Below are 15,176 nucleotides of genomic sequence, written 5' to 3' on the forward strand. Positions count from 1 at the left end.
GCACTGAGCTGACGACGGCGCTACCGAGCTGAAGGGCGGGTCATGGCATCACACCTTGTTGTGCGTGCCTGCCCGCCCTTTCGCTTGCCCGGGAGCTCCGGCGATCCCTTGGACCCCGCATCAGCTGGGGCAACGGCGGCAGCTGCCTCGCTCCTGGAGAGCGACGCGCGTTCCCTTCTGGACGGACCGGAGCTGGACCGGGCACGGGCCATGACCCCGCGGACACGGGAGGACTTCCTCGCCGGACGGCTGGCGCAGCGGAGGTTCGCCGCCGGGCTGCTGGGTGTGCCGGCGTCGGCCCTCACAGCCTGGTACAGCTGTCCGCGCTGCGGCGCCGGAACGCAGATCTCCCACGGCCGCCCCGGCTACCTGATCGGGGGAGCAGCGGCGCCGTTGCTGCTCAGCCTTTCCCGTGCGGCCGGCTGGACGCTGCTGGCAGGAATCGTTGACCCGGAACCGGGCCTGCGCCTGGGGATCGACATTGAGGATCCGGCCAGGACCGACTTCGAAGGTTTCGACGCCGTAGTGCTGACCCCGGCGGAACGCGCCCACCTCGCGGGCCTGGCCGGCACCGAGCTCTTGCGCGCGCGGGCACGGCTGTGGGCGCGCAAGGAGGCCTGGCTCAAGATGACCGGCACGGGACTGCGGACGGCTCCGGACACCGTCGACGTGTTCGATGACGCCCCGGATGACGTGCTGGAGGGGGACGTCAACGGCCGTGCCGGGCTCCGGGACCTGCCGCCGGCAGAGGCCGGGCTGCCCGCCCACCTCGTGGCCGCCGTCGCCGTGGCGGTCTATCCCTAGGCGCTTCCGGTCTGTAGGCGGCCGGTGTGTCTACGGCCGGTCTTTCTGCGGCGCCGGCCGCCGTCAGGGCGTTGGCGGCGCCGGCTGCGGCAGCGGCGGGAGGGCATCTTCGTAGAGCCAAGGGTGCAGCAGTGCCTCGGCATCGAGGCCCGTCGCGTGGGCCGCCGTGAGGATGAAGTCGGCCGTCGTCACGGTGCCGTGGCGGAAACGGTCCGTCCAGTCATGCAGGAGGGCGAAGAATGCGAGGTCGCCGGAGCGCACCCGCAGTGCGTGGAGGGCCAAGGCTCCGCGCTTGTAGACGCGGTCGTCAAACATCAGCTCCGGGCCGGGGTCGCCCACCATCAGGTCCTGCGGGAGGGCGGAAAGCTTGCGCCAGGCAGCGCGGGCGCGGCCGGCCACCGACATCACGCCGGCTTCTTCGGACCAGAGCCATTCGGCATAGCAGGCAAAGCCCTCGTGCAGCCAGATGTCCTTCCACGTGGCCGTCGTGAGCGAGTTCCCGAACCACTGGTGGGCGAGCTCGTGGGCGACCATCCGCTGCGACTCCCAGTCCTGCCGCAAATGGTTGGGACCCAGGATGGACAGCGTCTGTGCCTCCAGCGGGATCTCCAGCACGTCCCCGGTCACCACCACGGTGTACTCCGGGAACGGATACGGCCCAAAGCAGTTGGTGAAGGTCCGCATCATGTCGGGCTGCCGGGCCAGGGCGGCCCGGGCGTCCGCCGCCTGCGACGCCGGAACGGCCACGTACTGGGGGACGTGTCCCGACGGCCGCTCGGCGTTGAGCGTCAGGAGCTCATAACGCCCGATCTGGACCGTTGCGAGGTAGGTGGCCATGGGTTCGGCCTGCTCGTACACCCAGGTCTCGCGGCTGGCCCTGCTGGTGCGGGACAGCAGCACGCCGTTGCACACCGCCCGGTAGTTCGCCTCGGTGGTCACCGTGATGCGATAGCTCGCCTTGTCCCGCGGGTGGTCATTGCACGGGAACCAGGACGCGGCGCCGTTGGGCTGGCCAGCCACCAGCACGCCATCGGAGAGCTCTTCCCAGCCCACTTCGCCCCAGAGGCCGCGGCGGGGCGCAGGGTATCCCTCGTAGCGGATGTCCAGGCTGAAGGCCTCATCGGCGAGCAGCGGCACTTCCGGGTATACGACGAGCTGCTCGGCCCGCTGGGTGAACCGGCGCACCTTGCGGCCGTCGAGCTGGATCTTGGTGGCCCGCAGCCCGGTCAAGTCCAGGACGATCGCCGACGTCGGGATTTGCGTCATGGCGTGCAGGACAGCACGCCCGTTCAGGCGGTTGCTGCTGACCCTGTAGTCCAGCTCGAGTTCATACCGGGTGACCCGGTAGGCATGGGTCCCGTGGCCAGGCATGTAGGGGTCCGGGGAGCCAACAACCCGGGCCGGTGCCCTGGGTGTATCCCTGCTGATGTGCCTGGAAATATCCCCGCCGATTTCTCCGGCAGTATCCCCGCCGGTGGCAGGGGCGCCGCTGCTTGGTGCACTGGTACTCAATGGACGGACCTTCGGATTGTGGTGCTGTCGGACATACGCGGGCCGGGCCTACCGGGACTTGGCGGGCGGTGCGGGCCCGTCCCAGGGGCTGACCGGGTTGCCCATCCAGTACGTGCCGGCAGGGACCGTTTCGCCCCGCATGACGAGGGAAGCCGGCCCCACCGTACCGCCGGTGCCGATCCTGGCCTGCGGCAGGATGACGCCATGGGGTCCCATGGTGGCTCCGTCATCGAGCGTAACAGTGTCGATGCTCATGACGCGGTCATGGAACAGATGGGTCTGGACGACGCACCCGCGGTTGACGGTCGAGTTCCTGCCGAGGGTCACGAGGTCTGCCTCGGGCAGCCAGTAGCTTTCGCACCAGGTTCCCCTGCCGATTTTCGCGCCGAGTGCGCGCAGCCACCAGACCAGCGCCGGTGTGCCTGTGGCCGCGCGTGCGAACCACGGGGCGCTGACCATTTCAATGAAGGTGTCCACCACTTCGTTCCGCCAAATGAAGGAGCTCCAGAGCGGGTGTTCACCGGGGCGGATCCGGCCGACCAGCAGCCATTTGGCCGCTACCGCACTGGCTGCGGCCGTGGCGCCGGCCAGCAGGATCACCACCCCGCCCAGGACGGCGGCGATGCCGTAGTTGAAGATGGTCGCGATCGCGTCAAATGCCAGCATCACGGCGACGGCGATCGCGACCGTGAGCATGACCGGGACGAACCGGCACAGCTCCCACAGGGTGCGTGCGACCTTCAGCCGCCGGGGCGGCTGGTAGGTCCGGGTGTCGTCGGAGGCGATGGCGGTGCGCCGCAGCCGCACGGGCGGGCTGCCGAGCCACGATGTCCCGGACTTCGCCTTGGCCGGGGTCGCGGAGAGGACCGCCACGAGGGAGTTCTTGGGCACGTTGCGGCCGGCCGCCGTCATGCCCGAGTTGCCCAGGAAGGACCGCTTGCCGATCTTTGCCGGCGCAATGTGCATCCAGCCGCCGTCGAGTTCGTAGGACGCCACCATGGTGTCGTCGGCCAGGAAGGCGCCTTCTCCGACGGTGGTCATGCGGGGGATCAGGAGCACCGTGGAGGCTTCCACGTTGCGGCCGATCTTCGCGCCGAGAAGCCGGAGCCAGACCGGGGTGAAGAGGCTGGCGTAGATCGGGAACAGTAGATCCCGGGCCAGGTCCAGCACCCGCTCGGTCGCCCACACCTGCCATCCGATCCGGCTGCGGACACGGTAGTAGCCCTCGGCGAGGCCGATGCTGAGGAGCCGTGTGGTGGCAAGGATCAGCAACAGGTTGGTCAGGAACCACACGAGTGCCGCCAAGGGGATGGAGAGCACAAGTCCGGGCAGGGCTGCGGACAACGAGGAGTGCCCCTTGATGAATGAGAACATCACAAAGGCCGCAGCGGCGGCGGAGGCATAGGGGATGAGGGCCAGCACCGCGGATGCCGCGGCGAACCCGGCAAACCACAGCCGGCCGATCAGCCGGTGCTCGGCCGGGATTTCCGGCCACGAGTGCCGGGCCTTGCCGCGGCGCTCGGCCGGCGACCCGGCCACCAGCTGGCCGGCTTTGACCTTCCCCATGACTGCGGAGCCCGGCTCCACCTGTGCTCCTGCGCCCACGATGGCTCCCGGCATGAGTGTGCTGCGCGCCCCGACGCTTGCGCCGGGGCCAATTCTGATGGCGCCGATGTGGACGAGGTCGCCGTCGATCCACCAGCCGGACAGATCAACTTCGGGCTCGATGTTGGACCCGGCGCCGAGGGTCAGCAGCCCGGTGACGGGCGGGAGGGAGTGCAGTTGGACGTTCTCGCCGATCTTGGCGCCCAGGGCTTTTGCGTAGTAGGGGACCCACGGCGCGCTGGCCAGGCTGATAGCGCCGGCGAGGTCCTGGATCTGCTCAGCGAGCCAGAGCCGGATGTGCACCTTCCCGGACCGCGGGTACGTTCCGGGCCCGACGTTGCGGAGCAGGATCCGGGCCGCGGCAATGGAGATCATCATCCGCCCGGCGGGGCTGACAAAGACGAGCCAGGAGGCGACGACCCACCACCACGAAATTGTTGGCGCGGCGCTGAATCCGGCGAAGGCCGCCAGGAGGTTGTTGGCGGCCATCAGGTAGGTCAGCCAGCGCATGCCGACGAGGATGTGCAGGGGGACGCCCATGAACGTCTGGAAGGCCTGGGACCTCCGCGCCGTGGGCCGGACGGTCCGCTCCTGTGCGGGAACGGCCCCGCCCTCGGGCAGCGACTGGCGGGCCGTGTCCACCAGCGCACCTACCCTGGGGGTCGCGTAGATATCGGCCACCGTGATGGTGGGGTAGCGCACGCGCAGGGCGGATACGAGCTGCGCGGCTGCCAGTGAGCCGCCGCCGTAGGCGAAGAAGTCAGCGTCGAGGCTCGTGACCGGGCTCCCCAGCACGGCGCTCCACTGCTGCACGATCCATTGCGCGTCGTCGGGCAGGTTCAGCGGGGCGCCTTCGGCCTCGACGGCTCCGGTTCCGCTGAGCGGCCAGGGCAGGGCACGGCGGTCCACTTTGCCGCTGGTCTTGGTGGGCAGCGAATCGACGAGGGTCAGGAGCGGGATGAGCGGTGCCGGCAGGTTCTCGCCCAGCAGTTCGCGCGCGACTGCGAGGTCAATGTCCTGGCCAGCCACGGCGGCAAGGTAGCCGACCAGGATCTGGTTGCCCGCCGCCGTGGTCTGCACCGCGGCGGCGGCACCGGCGACATCCGGCAGCGACTGCAGGGCGGCGTCGATTTCGCCCAGTTCGATCCGGCGGCCCCCGAGCTTGACCTGTTCATCGGCGCGGCCCTGGAAGATGAGCCCCTGGGCCTCGTACTTGACGAGGTCGCCCGAGCGGTAGGCGCGCTCCCAGCCCAGCGTCGGCATGGGGGCGTACTTTTCCGCATCCTTGACCGGGTCAAGGTACCGGGCCAGCCCGACGCCGCCGATGATCAGTTCGCCCACCGCGCCTTCGGCGACCGGGAGTGAATCGGCGTCGACGACGGCGAGGTCCCAGCCGTCCAGCGGCAGGCCGATCCGGATGGGGCCGGGCGTGCCGAGCGGCGCGGCACACGCGACCACGGTGGCCTCGGTGGGACCGTAGGTGTTCCATACCTCCCGGCCCTCGACGGCGAGCCGCTCGGCAAGGTCCGGCGGACAGGCTTCCCCGCCGAAGATCAGCAGGCGGACGCTTTCCAGCGACTCGACGGGCCAGAGCGCGGCGAGCGTGGGGACGGTGGATACCACCGTGATGCCGTGGCTGATGAGCCAGGGGCCAAGGTCCATCCCGGTGCGGACCAGCGCCCGGGGTGCCGGGACGAGGCAGGCGCCGTTGCGCCACGCGAGCCACATTTCCTCGCAGGAGGCGTCAAAGGCAACGGACAACCCTGCCAGCACCCGGTCCTGCGGGCCCACCGGATCATCCTGCAGGAAGAGGCGGGCCTCGGCGTCCACGAACGCGGCGGCCGAGCGGTGCTGGACGGCAACGCCCTTGGGAGTGCCCGTGGAACCGGAGGTGAAGATGACCCACGCGTCGTCGTCGGGGCCCGGCTGCCTGGCCGCGGGGAACGGCCGGGGGTGTTTGCTGTCCGTGACGATCTTCGCGCCGGCGCGAAGAATGCCGGAAACCCTGGCTTCCCCAAAGACCAGTTTGGCCCGCTCGTCGGGGTCGTCGGCGTCGACCGGGACGTACGCCGCCCCGACGAGCAGCACCGCCAGGATCGAGATGTAGAGCTCATTGGTGCCGGACGGGATCCGGACGCCGATTTTGTCACCGGCACCCAGTCCGGCCATGTGCAGTTTCCGCGCGGTTGCCCGGACTTCGTGCATGAGCTGGGCGTAACTGAGCGAGCGGTGGCCGTCGTCGAGGGCGGATGCATCAGGGAAACGGTCGGCAGTATTGCGAAGGATGTCAATGAGCGTCCGCTCCGGGGGGGCGGAGAGCGCGCCGGGCAGTTGGGGCGCGTGGACGGGGGTGTCGTCCGCCGCCACACGCTGTGCCGAACCGGCGTCGGGGGCTTTACTCGGGGTCAGTTGTTGCTCGGTCACTGGCGCATTGTCCCTGCAGGAGATGAACGGATGGTGTTGCCGCGTGGTTTAGGCGCCCGCGCGGCTTTAGGGGACCAGGATGACTTTGCCCGTGGTGCGGCGCTGTTCGAGGTCATCATGGGCCTGTGCCGCCTCGGCGAGGGAGTAGCGCGCGCCGATCCTGACCTTGAGGTTGCCCGCGGCAGCGGCGGCAAAGACTTCGTCCGAGCGCCAGCGGCGTTCCCGGGCGTCGCGAAGGTAGTGGCCCATGGTGGGCCGCGTGAGGTACAGCGAGCCGCCGGCATTGAGCCGCTGCGGGTCGAACGGCGGGACCGGGCCGGAGGCTCCGCCGAAGAGGACCAGCATGCCCCGGATGCGCAGCGACGCCAGGGAGCCGTCGAAGGTGTCTTTTCCGACGCCGTCGTACACCACGTCCGCACCGGTGCCGCTGGTCAGATCCCGGACGCGCTCCGCGAAGCCGTCGTAGCGCAGCACGTGGTCTGCCCCGGCTTCCCGGGCCAGCTGCTCTTTCGCATCCGTGGAAACGGTGGTGATGACGTGGGCGCCCCTGGCTTTGAGCAGCTGAATCATGAGGAGCCCGACACCACCGGCGCCGGCGTGGACCAGCACCGTGTGGTCAGGCTCGACCTTGAAGGTGGAATTGATCAGGTAGTGAGCCGTGACGCCCTGCAGCGGCAGCGCCGCGGCGGTGAAATCGTCCAGGCCGTCCGGAACCGGGAGGGCCTTGTCCCCGTCGACGAGGGCATAGCCGGCGTAGCAGTTGACGCCTTCCGCCGTCGCCACCCGGTCGCCGGGAGCGAATGCGGTGACGCCGTCGCCGACTTCCTCCACGGTCCCCGAGGCTTCGGAGCCGGGCGTGAAGGGGTAGGCGACCTTGTAGACGCCGCTGCGCTTGTAGGTGTCGATGAAGTTCACGCCCGCGGCTGCGACCTTGATCAGAAGCTGGCCCGGTCCGGGAACGGGACGGGCTGTTTCGTCGAGTTCCAGGACCTCGGGGCCCCCTGCCCGGCGGGCGACGATAGCGTGCATCATATGGCTCCTTTTCCGGGCGGGAATTTTTTTGTCCCGGTCCCATGGACCATCCTAGGGACACCGGCGACAACCCTGAAGGGGCCGTCCGTAACTAGCCGTCACGTGGTGTGGCCATGAACAGACCTGCGCATGATGGTCCCGCACCCGCCCGGTCCGCCGGCGGAGCCTGTACGCGGGCGGCGGCAGAGGCGTTGCGCCCGGCTAGTAGCGGCGGGTGACGGTCGCCATCGGGCACTCGAAGTGGCGTCCGGCGGAGAGGCCGACGTCGTTGAGGTAACGGACGATGATGCCGTAGGACTGCAGGAGCGTGGTTTCCGTGTAGGGAACCTGGTGCTTCGCGCAGAACTCGCGGACGATCACGGCGGCCTTGTCCAGCTGGGGGCGGGCCATGTCCGGGAAGAGGTGGTGCTCGGCCTGGCGGTTGAGGCCGCCGAGCAGGATGTCCATGAAGCGGCCGCCCGAGATGTTCCGGGAGGTCAGGACCTGGCGGCTGAAGAAGTCCACGCGGCTGTCGGCCGGCAGGACCGGCATGCCCTTGTGGTTCGGGGCGAAAGAGGCGCCCATGTAAAAACCGAAGACGGCAAGCTGGACCGCGATGAACGCGAGTGCCATGCCCCACGGCAGGAAGGTGAAGGCGAGAACCGGCAGCAGGCTGAGGCGGACCACGAGGATCGGGATTTCAACCCAGCGGTGCGTGACCTTGGCGCGCTGGAAGATGAACTTGATCGAATCGATCTGCAGGCCCAGGCCCACAAGGAACAGAAGCGGGAAGAAGAACCAGCCCTGTTTGCGGGTGAGGAATGAGAACCGTCCCTGCCGGGTGGCGGCGGCTTCCGGGAAGAAGGCGATCGCCCCGGTGGCGATGTCCGGGTCCTTGGAAATGACGTTCGGGTGGTTGTGGTGCGCGCCGTGCTTCTGCTCCCACCAGGAGTAGCTGATCCCGGCGACCGAGGTGGCAAGGAGCCGTGCGGCCCAGTCGTTGGCGCGGCGGGAGGCGAAGATCTGCCGGTGTCCGGCCTCGTGGGCCAGGAAGCTCAGCTGGGTGCAGAGGATGCCCAGGGCCGCGGCGATGAGGAGCTGGAACCAGCTGTCACCGATCAAGGCGAAACCGAACCAGGTGGCGGCCATCAGGAGGGCCAGAACGGAAAACACCGTGATGTAGAAACCGACGCGGCGTTCGAGCAGGCCGGCGGCCTTGACGGTCTTCAGGAGTTCCGAGTAGCTCAGGACGACGGCATTGGTCTGCCGGACGCGCGATTTGGGTCGCTCCGTCGTTGCGGTGGTGAGGGTCATGGAGCGCTTGCCTCGTAACTGTTACGGGCAACGCTCCAACTGACATTCGCAGCTGCACGGTCTGTATTACCCTTTATCCAGCATACGCCCCGGTGTCTACACGGACCGCCGATCCACGCCGTCATCCTTTGCCGGCGGAACTCTCCTGACGCCGGCACGCCTCTTCCAGAGCCGGGCCCGGGGGCGGACTCGGGGGCCGTATCCGTACGCATTCCGGGGTTCATCCGGACATAGGCGCATCGATGCATAAATATCGGCATCTATGCATACTATTGCTGTATAGTCGTGTTTATGACTATTTCTGTTGCCGTTTCCGGGGCAAGCGGCTATGCCGGCGGCGAGGTCCTGCGGATCCTTGCCGGTCATCCCGACGTCACCATCGGCGCCATCACGGCCCACAGCAACGCCGGTTCCAGACTAGGGGAATTGCAGCCGCATCTCCATGGCCTGGCAGACCGGATCCTTGAAGACACCACGGTGGACAACCTGGCCGGGCACGACGTCGTGTTCCTGGCGCTTCCGCACGGGGCGTCCGCGGAGATCGCGGCCCGGCTTCCGGCCGGAACCGTGGTGATCGACGCCGGCGCTGACCACCGCCTCGAGGACCCGCACGCCTGGGAGAAGTTTTACGGCTCCGCGCACGCCGGCACCTGGCCCTACGGACTCCCCGAACTGCCCGGCCAGCGCGACGCCCTGCGCGGCGCCACCCGGATCGCCGTCCCGGGCTGCTACCCGACGTCGGCCCTGCTGGCCCTCACGCCCGGCTTCAGCAACCACCTCCTGGAAGGCGACGACGTCGTGATCGTCTCCGCCTCCGGCACCTCCGGGGCCGGTAAGGCCGCCAAGGTGAACCTGATCGGCGCCGAGGTCATGGGCTCCATGAGCCCCTACGGTGTGGGCGGCGGACACCGGCACACCCCGGAGATCGAACAGGGACTGTCCAAAGCCCTCAACGCCCCGGTCACCGTGTCCTTCACACCCACGCTCGCCCCGATGAGCCGCGGCATCCTCACGACGGCGACGGCGAAGGTGCGTTCGGGCGTCACCGCCGAGGAGTTGCGCCGCGCCTGGAGCGAGGCCTACGACGACGAACCGTTCGTGCACCTGCTCCCCGAAGGCCAATGGCCCTCCACCAAATCGGTCCAGGGATCCAACCACACGGTCATGCAGCTTGCGTTCGATGAGCACACCGGCCGCGTGATCGTGTGCTGCGCCATCGACAACCTGACCAAGGGAACCGCCGGCGGGGCCGTGCAGTCCATGAATATTGCCCTCGGCCTGGCGGAAGATGCCGGCCTCAACCTCCAGGGAGTCGCACCGTGAGCATCACCGCACCGCAGGGATTCCGCGCCGCCGGCGTCACCGCCGGCCTCAAGACCTCCGGCAAACCGGACCTGGCCCTCGTGGTCAACGACGGCCCGTCAAAGGCCGCCGCGGCGGTCTTCACGTCCAACCGCGTCGCCGCGGCCCCCGTGCACTGGTCCCGCGAAGTAGTCAAGGACGGCCGCGTCGACGCCGTCATCCTCAACTCCGGGGGAGCGAACGCCTGCACCGGGCCCCAGGGCTTCCAGAACACGCACACCACGGCCGAGAAGACCGCCGAGGCGCTGGGTGTCTCGGCCACCGACGTCGTGGTCTGCTCCACCGGACTGATCGGCGAGCAGCTGCCCATGGACAAGATCCTGGCCGGGATCGGTGCCGCCACCGCCGGCCTGGCCGCCGACGGCGGGGCAGCGGCGGCCACCGCGATCATGACCACCGACTCGGTGTCCAAGCAGGCCGTCTTCACCGGCACGGACGCCGAAGGCAACGAGTTCACCATCGGCGGCATGGCCAAGGGCGCCGGCATGCTGGCCCCGGGCCTCGCCACCATGCTGGTGGTCCTCACCACGGACGCCGACGTCCAGCCGGAAATGCTCGACGTCGTCCTCCGCGACGCCACCCGGGTCACCTTCGACCGGGCAGACTCCGACGGCTGCATGTCCACCAACGACACCGTGGTGCTCCTGGCCTCCGGTGCCTCGGGTACTGTGCCGTCCGCTGTCGAGTTCGGCGCCGGACTGACCGAGGTCTGCGCCGAGCTGGCACGCAAACTGATCGGCGACGCCGAGGGCGCCAGCCACGATATCGCGATCCGGACGTTCAACGCTGCGAGCGAGCGGGACGCCGAGACCGTCAGCCGCGCCGTCGCCCGCTCCAACCTGTTTAAGACCGCGATTTTCGGCAAGGACCCCAACTGGGGCCGCGTGCTGTCCGCCGTCGGCACCACCGACGCGGCGTTCGAACCGGACCAGCTCAATGTGTCCATGAACGGCGTCCAGATCTGCCGCAACGGCAGCATCGGAGACGACCGGAACCTCGTGGACCTGGAGCCGCGCGAGGTCCTCGTCGAGATCGACCTGCAGGCCGGCGAGGCCGAGGCCACGATCCTCACCAACGACCTCACCCACGACTACGTCCACGAGAACAGCGCCTACTCAAGCTAGGCCCTTCCGGGAAGGGACGAACAGCATGAACACCCAGACACGCGAGACCACCCCCATGTCCGAGGCCCGCGACAAAGCAGCCACGCTGATCGAGGCGCTGCCCTGGATCCAGCGCTTTGCCGGCACCACCATGGTGATCAAGTACGGCGGCAACGCCATGGTCAACGACGAGCTCCGCCGCGCCTTCGCAGAGGACGTCGTCTTCCTGCACCACGTCGGCATCCACCCCGTGGTGGTGCACGGCGGCGGCCCGCAGATCAACACCATGCTCAGCCGGCTCGGGATCGAATCCGAGTTCAAGGGCGGCCTGCGCGTCACCACGCCCGAGGCCATGGACGTCGTCCGGATGGTCCTCACCGGCCAGGTGGGACGCGAACTCGTGGGGCTGATCAACTCCCACGGCCCGTACGCCGTCGGCATGTCCGGCGAGGACGGCGGCCTGCTCCGCGCCGTCCGCACCGGCACCGTGGTGGACGGCGAAGAGGTGGACCTGGGCCTGGTGGGCGAGGTCGTCGGGGTCAACCCGGACGGCATCCTGGACATCGTGGCCGCCGGGCGGATTCCGGTGATCTCCACCGTCGCCCCGGAAATCCACGACGACGGGTCCACCACCGGGCAGGTGCTAAATGTCAACGCGGACACGGCGGCGGCCGCGGTCGCGTCGGCGCTGGGTGCATCCAAGCTGGTCATCCTGACCGATGTCGAAGGCCTCTACGCCAACTGGCCGGACCGGTCCTCGCTCATCTCGTCGCTGACGGCTTCGGAGCTGCGCGAACTGCTGCCGCGCCTTGAGTCCGGCATGATCCCGAAGATGGCGGCCTGCCTGAAAGCGATTGACGACGGCGTCGAGCGCGCCCACATCGTTGACGGCCGGCTGCCGCACTCGATGCTGCTGGAAACCTTCACGACCGCCGGCATCGGCACCCAGGTCGTCCCCGACGAGGAAGTGAACGCATGAACGAAACTGTTGGCATGAGTCCGACCGGCGATGGGGCCCCCGCCCGCTTCGCGGTGCCCGACCACACCCGGGCCCCCATCGCCGGCTCGGCCCCGACAGCTTCCGTTATGACTGGGAAGAGCAGTAGCGGGGCTGAGTGGCTCTCCCGCTACTCCTCCTCCCTGCTGGGCGTCTTCGGCACCCCGCAACGGGTCCTGGTCCGCGGCGCCGGCTGCCTCGTGTGGGACGCCGACGGCAAGGAGTACCTCGACCTGCTCGGCGGAATCGCGGTGAACGCCCTGGGCCACGCCCACCCGTTCGTCACCTCGGTGATCTCCAGCCAGCTCGCCACCCTGGGCCACGTCTCCAACTTCTTCACGAGCCCCACCCAGATCGCCCTGGCCGAAAAGCTGCTGGAACTGTCCAAGGCGCCGGCCGGCTCCAAGGTGTTCTTCGCCAACTCCGGCACCGAGGCCGTCGAGGCGGCCTTCAAGCTGGCGCGCCGGAACACCGGCGCCGGCCATGCCGCAGCAGCGGAGAGCGCAGCGCAGCCGCGCACCAAGATCATCGCGCTTGAGGGCGCCTTCCACGGCCGCACCATGGGCGCCCTCGCGCTGACCGCCAAGGAGGCATACCGGGCGCCGTTCGCGCCGCTGCCCGGCGGCGTCGTGCACGTTCCGTTCGGTGACATCGGGGCCCTTCGCGCCGCGGTGGACAACACCACCGCCGCGGTCTTCCTCGAACCGATCCAGGGCGAGGCCGGCGTCCGGCCGCTGCCCGCCGGCTACCTCAAGGCGGCCCGCGAGGCCACGAGCGCCGCGGGCGCACTGCTGATCCTCGACGAGGTCCAGACCGGAATCGGCCGCACCGGCAAGTGGCTGGCCAGCGAGGACGCCGGGATCGTGCCCGACGCCGTGACCCTCGCCAAGGGACTGGGCGGCGGCTTCCCTATCGGCGCCCTGGTGACCTTCGGCCCGGAAAACTCCGCGCTGCTGACCGCCGGCCAGCACGGGACCACGTTCGGCGGCAACCCGGTGGCCACCGCGGCCGCACTCGCCACCCTGCACGTCCTCGAAAGCCAGGACGTCCTGGCCCACGTCAGGGCCGTGGGGGAGCACCTGCGCGCGGGCCTGGCCGGGATCGACGGCGTGACCGAGGTCCGCGGCGAGGGGCTGCTGATCGGCTTCGACCTCGACGCCGACGTCGCCCCCGGCGTCGTTGCCGCCGGGCTCGACGCCGGGTTCATCGTCAACAGCCCGGGCCCGCGCACCATCCGGCTGGCACCGCCGCTGATCCTGACCACCGATCAGGCCGACCGCTTCCTCGCGGCGCTGCCCGCCCTCCTCCAGACCGCAAAGGACGCCCAGTGACCGCAACTGAAATTTCGACAAGACCCGTCCGCCACTTCCTCAAGGACACGGACCTCAGCCCGGCCGAACAGGCCGAGGTCCTCGAGCTCGCCGCCCGGATGAAGGCCGCGCCGTACAGCGTCCAGCCCTTCGCCGCGGCGGCCAGCGGCCGCAAGACCGTGGCTGTCATCTTCGACAAGACCTCCACCCGGACCAGGGTCTCCTTCGCCACCGGCATCGCGGACATGGGCGGCAACCCGCTCATCATCAACCCGGGCGAGGCACAGATCGGCCACAAGGAATCGGTCGAGGACACCGCCAAGGTGCTCGAACGCATGGTCTCCACCATCGTGTGGCGGACCGGCGCGCACGCCGGCCTCGTCGCCATGGCCGAAAACTCGCGCGTTCCGGTCATCAACGCCCTGTGCGATGACTACCACCCGTGCCAGCTGCTCGCCGACCTCCTGACCATCAAGGAACACAAGGGCGAACTCAACGGCCTGACCATGGCGTACCTGGGCGACTCCGCCAACAACATGGCCAACTCCTACCTGCTGGCCGGCGTCACGGCGGGCATGAACGTCCGCGTCGCCGGCCCGGACGGGTACCTGCCCTCCCCGGAGATCATCGCCGCCGCCGAGGACCGCGCCGAGGAGACCGGCGGCTCGGTGCTCGTGACGATCGACCCCGCCGAGGCCCTCCTCGGCGCCGACGTCGTCGCTACCGACACATGGGTGTCCATGGGCCAGGAGACGGAAAAGGAAGCGCGGATGAAGCTGTTCCGCAACTATTCCGTGGACGCCGACGCCATGAAGCTCGCGGCGCCGGACGCCGTCGTGCTCCACTGCCTGCCGGCCTACCGGGGCTACGAGATCGCCGCGGACGTCATTGACGGCCCGCAGTCGGTGGTCTGGGACGAGGCCGAAAACCGCCTCCACGCCCAGAAGGCACTCATGGCCTGGCTCATGCACCGCTCAGGCCTGGCGGTTGTTGACGGGCTCGCGCCGGTCGATGGGCCGGCGCCAGTGGACGGGCTGGCGCCGGTGGGCCCGGCCTGATGTCCGTCCAGCCAGCCTCTCCGGGGGCCAGCCCGGCCACTAAAACGGCCCGGCAGGCCCGGATCACGGCGATCCTCACGGGCGAATCGGTCCGGTCGCAGGCCGAGCTCGCGGCGCTGCTCGCGGACGACGGCGTCCAGGTCACCCAGGCCACGCTCTCCCGCGACCTCGTGGAACTCGGCGCGGTCCGGGTCCGCGGCAAGGACGGCGTGCTGGTCTACGCCGTCCCGGGGGAGGGCGGCGAACGAGCCGCCAAAAGCGGTGTCACCCAGGAAATCCTCGACGCCCGGCTGAGCCGACTGTGCGGGGAACTGCTCGTCACCGCCGAGGCCTCGGCCAACCTCGTGGTGCTCAGGACCCCGCCGGGCGCCGCGAACTTCCTGGCCCTCGCGATCGACCACTCCGTGATGCCCTCGATCCTGGGCACCATCGCGGGGGACGACACCGTCCTCCTCGTCACCCGGGACCCCCTGGGCGGTGCCGACGTCGCCGCCCGCTTCCTGCAGTTCGCCGAGGAAGCCGGCAGCCAATAGCGCCGCGGCCAACGCAGGATTGGGTCTGCGGTGGGCCTGTGACAGGCTTCTTAATAGACACGATTTCCGCACTAGTTTTCCCCGACAGTTCTTCCACATTCTTCCCAGACAACTGCATCAACCAAACAACATAAGGAGCATTT

General features: G+C 69.1%; 11 protein-coding genes. 7 read left to right on the forward strand and 4 right to left on the reverse strand.

The features are described from left to right. The first annotated feature begins 108 nt into the window (after positions 1 to 108). The gene (locus BLR03_RS04445) at positions 109 to 804 is read left to right on the forward strand and encodes a 4'-phosphopantetheinyl transferase family protein (protein ID WP_254788151.1); all 696 of its coding nucleotides are present in this window, start codon (positions 109 to 111) and stop codon (positions 802 to 804) included. A 63-nt stretch (positions 805 to 867) separates the two neighbouring features. On the opposite strand, the gene BLR03_RS04450 is transcribed toward BLR03_RS04445, so the two are convergent. From BLR03_RS04450 to BLR03_RS04465, 4 genes are all read right to left on the reverse strand, one after another. After that, positions 868 to 2,175 (reverse strand): M1 family metallopeptidase, encoded by a 1,308-nt coding sequence (locus BLR03_RS04450; RefSeq protein ID WP_091249935.1) that lies wholly within the window; start codon positions 2,173 to 2,175, stop codon positions 868 to 870. Between the two features lie 189 nt (positions 2,176 to 2,364). Continuing rightward, positions 2,365 to 6,288 (reverse strand): Pls/PosA family non-ribosomal peptide synthetase, encoded by a 3,924-nt coding sequence (locus tag BLR03_RS04455; protein WP_091249938.1) that lies wholly within the window; start codon positions 6,286 to 6,288, stop codon positions 2,365 to 2,367. 123 nt (positions 6,289 to 6,411) lie between these two features. Then, positions 6,412 to 7,377 (reverse strand): quinone oxidoreductase family protein, encoded by a 966-nt coding sequence (locus BLR03_RS04460; protein WP_091249939.1) that lies wholly within the window; start codon positions 7,375 to 7,377, stop codon positions 6,412 to 6,414. A 201-nt stretch (positions 7,378 to 7,578) separates the two neighbouring features. Next, complete coding sequence (locus BLR03_RS04465; protein ID WP_091249942.1) at positions 7,579 to 8,670, reverse strand: fatty acid desaturase family protein; 1,092 nt, start codon at positions 8,668 to 8,670, stop codon at positions 7,579 to 7,581. A gap of 291 nt (positions 8,671 to 8,961) precedes the next feature. Here BLR03_RS04465 and argC point away from each other — a divergent pair, with 291 nt between their 5' ends. From argC to BLR03_RS04495, 6 genes are all read left to right on the forward strand, one after another. Further along, positions 8,962 to 9,993, forward strand: coding sequence for an N-acetyl-gamma-glutamyl-phosphate reductase (argC, locus tag BLR03_RS04470; protein WP_091250046.1), 1,032 nt, complete (start codon positions 8,962 to 8,964; stop codon positions 9,991 to 9,993). Further along, positions 9,990 to 11,156, forward strand: coding sequence for a bifunctional glutamate N-acetyltransferase/amino-acid acetyltransferase ArgJ (argJ, locus tag BLR03_RS04475; protein WP_091249943.1), 1,167 nt, complete (start codon positions 9,990 to 9,992; stop codon positions 11,154 to 11,156). Before argC ends, argJ begins: the two co-directional genes overlap by 4 nt. A gap of 25 nt (positions 11,157 to 11,181) precedes the next feature. Beyond that, complete coding sequence (gene argB / locus BLR03_RS04480; RefSeq protein WP_091249946.1) at positions 11,182 to 12,114, forward strand: acetylglutamate kinase; 933 nt, start codon at positions 11,182 to 11,184, stop codon at positions 12,112 to 12,114. A gap of 107 nt (positions 12,115 to 12,221) precedes the next feature. Then, the gene (locus tag BLR03_RS04485; RefSeq protein ID WP_091250048.1) at positions 12,222 to 13,463 is read left to right on the forward strand and encodes an acetylornithine transaminase; all 1,242 of its coding nucleotides are present in this window, start codon (positions 12,222 to 12,224) and stop codon (positions 13,461 to 13,463) included. Then, complete coding sequence (gene argF / locus BLR03_RS04490; protein WP_254788152.1) at positions 13,460 to 14,500, forward strand: ornithine carbamoyltransferase; 1,041 nt, start codon at positions 13,460 to 13,462, stop codon at positions 14,498 to 14,500. The genes BLR03_RS04485 and argF overlap by 4 nt, the downstream gene beginning before the upstream one ends. After that, a complete protein-coding gene (locus BLR03_RS04495) occupies positions 14,500 to 15,033 on the forward strand; it encodes an arginine repressor (RefSeq protein WP_091249947.1) in 534 nt (177 codons plus the stop codon). The genes argF and BLR03_RS04495 overlap by 1 nt, the downstream gene beginning before the upstream one ends. Positions 15,034 to 15,176 lie beyond the last annotated feature (143 nt).

The organism is Arthrobacter sp. ok909, from assembly GCF_900104405.1.
In the GTDB taxonomy this organism is placed as follows: domain Bacteria; phylum Actinomycetota; class Actinomycetes; order Actinomycetales; family Micrococcaceae; genus Arthrobacter; species Arthrobacter humicola.

Coding starts and splice junctions, on each gene's coding strand:
- BLR03_RS04450 (WP_091249935.1), bottom strand. CDS start 2,175: ATGCCTGGCCACGGGACCCATGCCTACCGGGTCACCCGGTATGAACTC.
- BLR03_RS04460 (WP_091249939.1), bottom strand. CDS start 7,377: ATGATGCACGCTATCGTCGCCCGCCGGGCAGGGGGCCCCGAGGTCCTG.
- BLR03_RS04465 (WP_091249942.1), bottom strand. CDS start 8,670: ATGACCCTCACCACCGCAACGACGGAGCGACCCAAATCGCGCGTCCGG.
- argC (WP_091250046.1), top strand. CDS start 8,962: ATGACTATTTCTGTTGCCGTTTCCGGGGCAAGCGGCTATGCCGGCGGC.
- argB (WP_091249946.1), top strand. CDS start 11,182: ATGAACACCCAGACACGCGAGACCACCCCCATGTCCGAGGCCCGCGAC.
- BLR03_RS04485 (WP_091250048.1), top strand. CDS start 12,222: ATGACTGGGAAGAGCAGTAGCGGGGCTGAGTGGCTCTCCCGCTACTCC.
- BLR03_RS04495 (WP_091249947.1), top strand. CDS start 14,500: ATGTCCGTCCAGCCAGCCTCTCCGGGGGCCAGCCCGGCCACTAAAACG.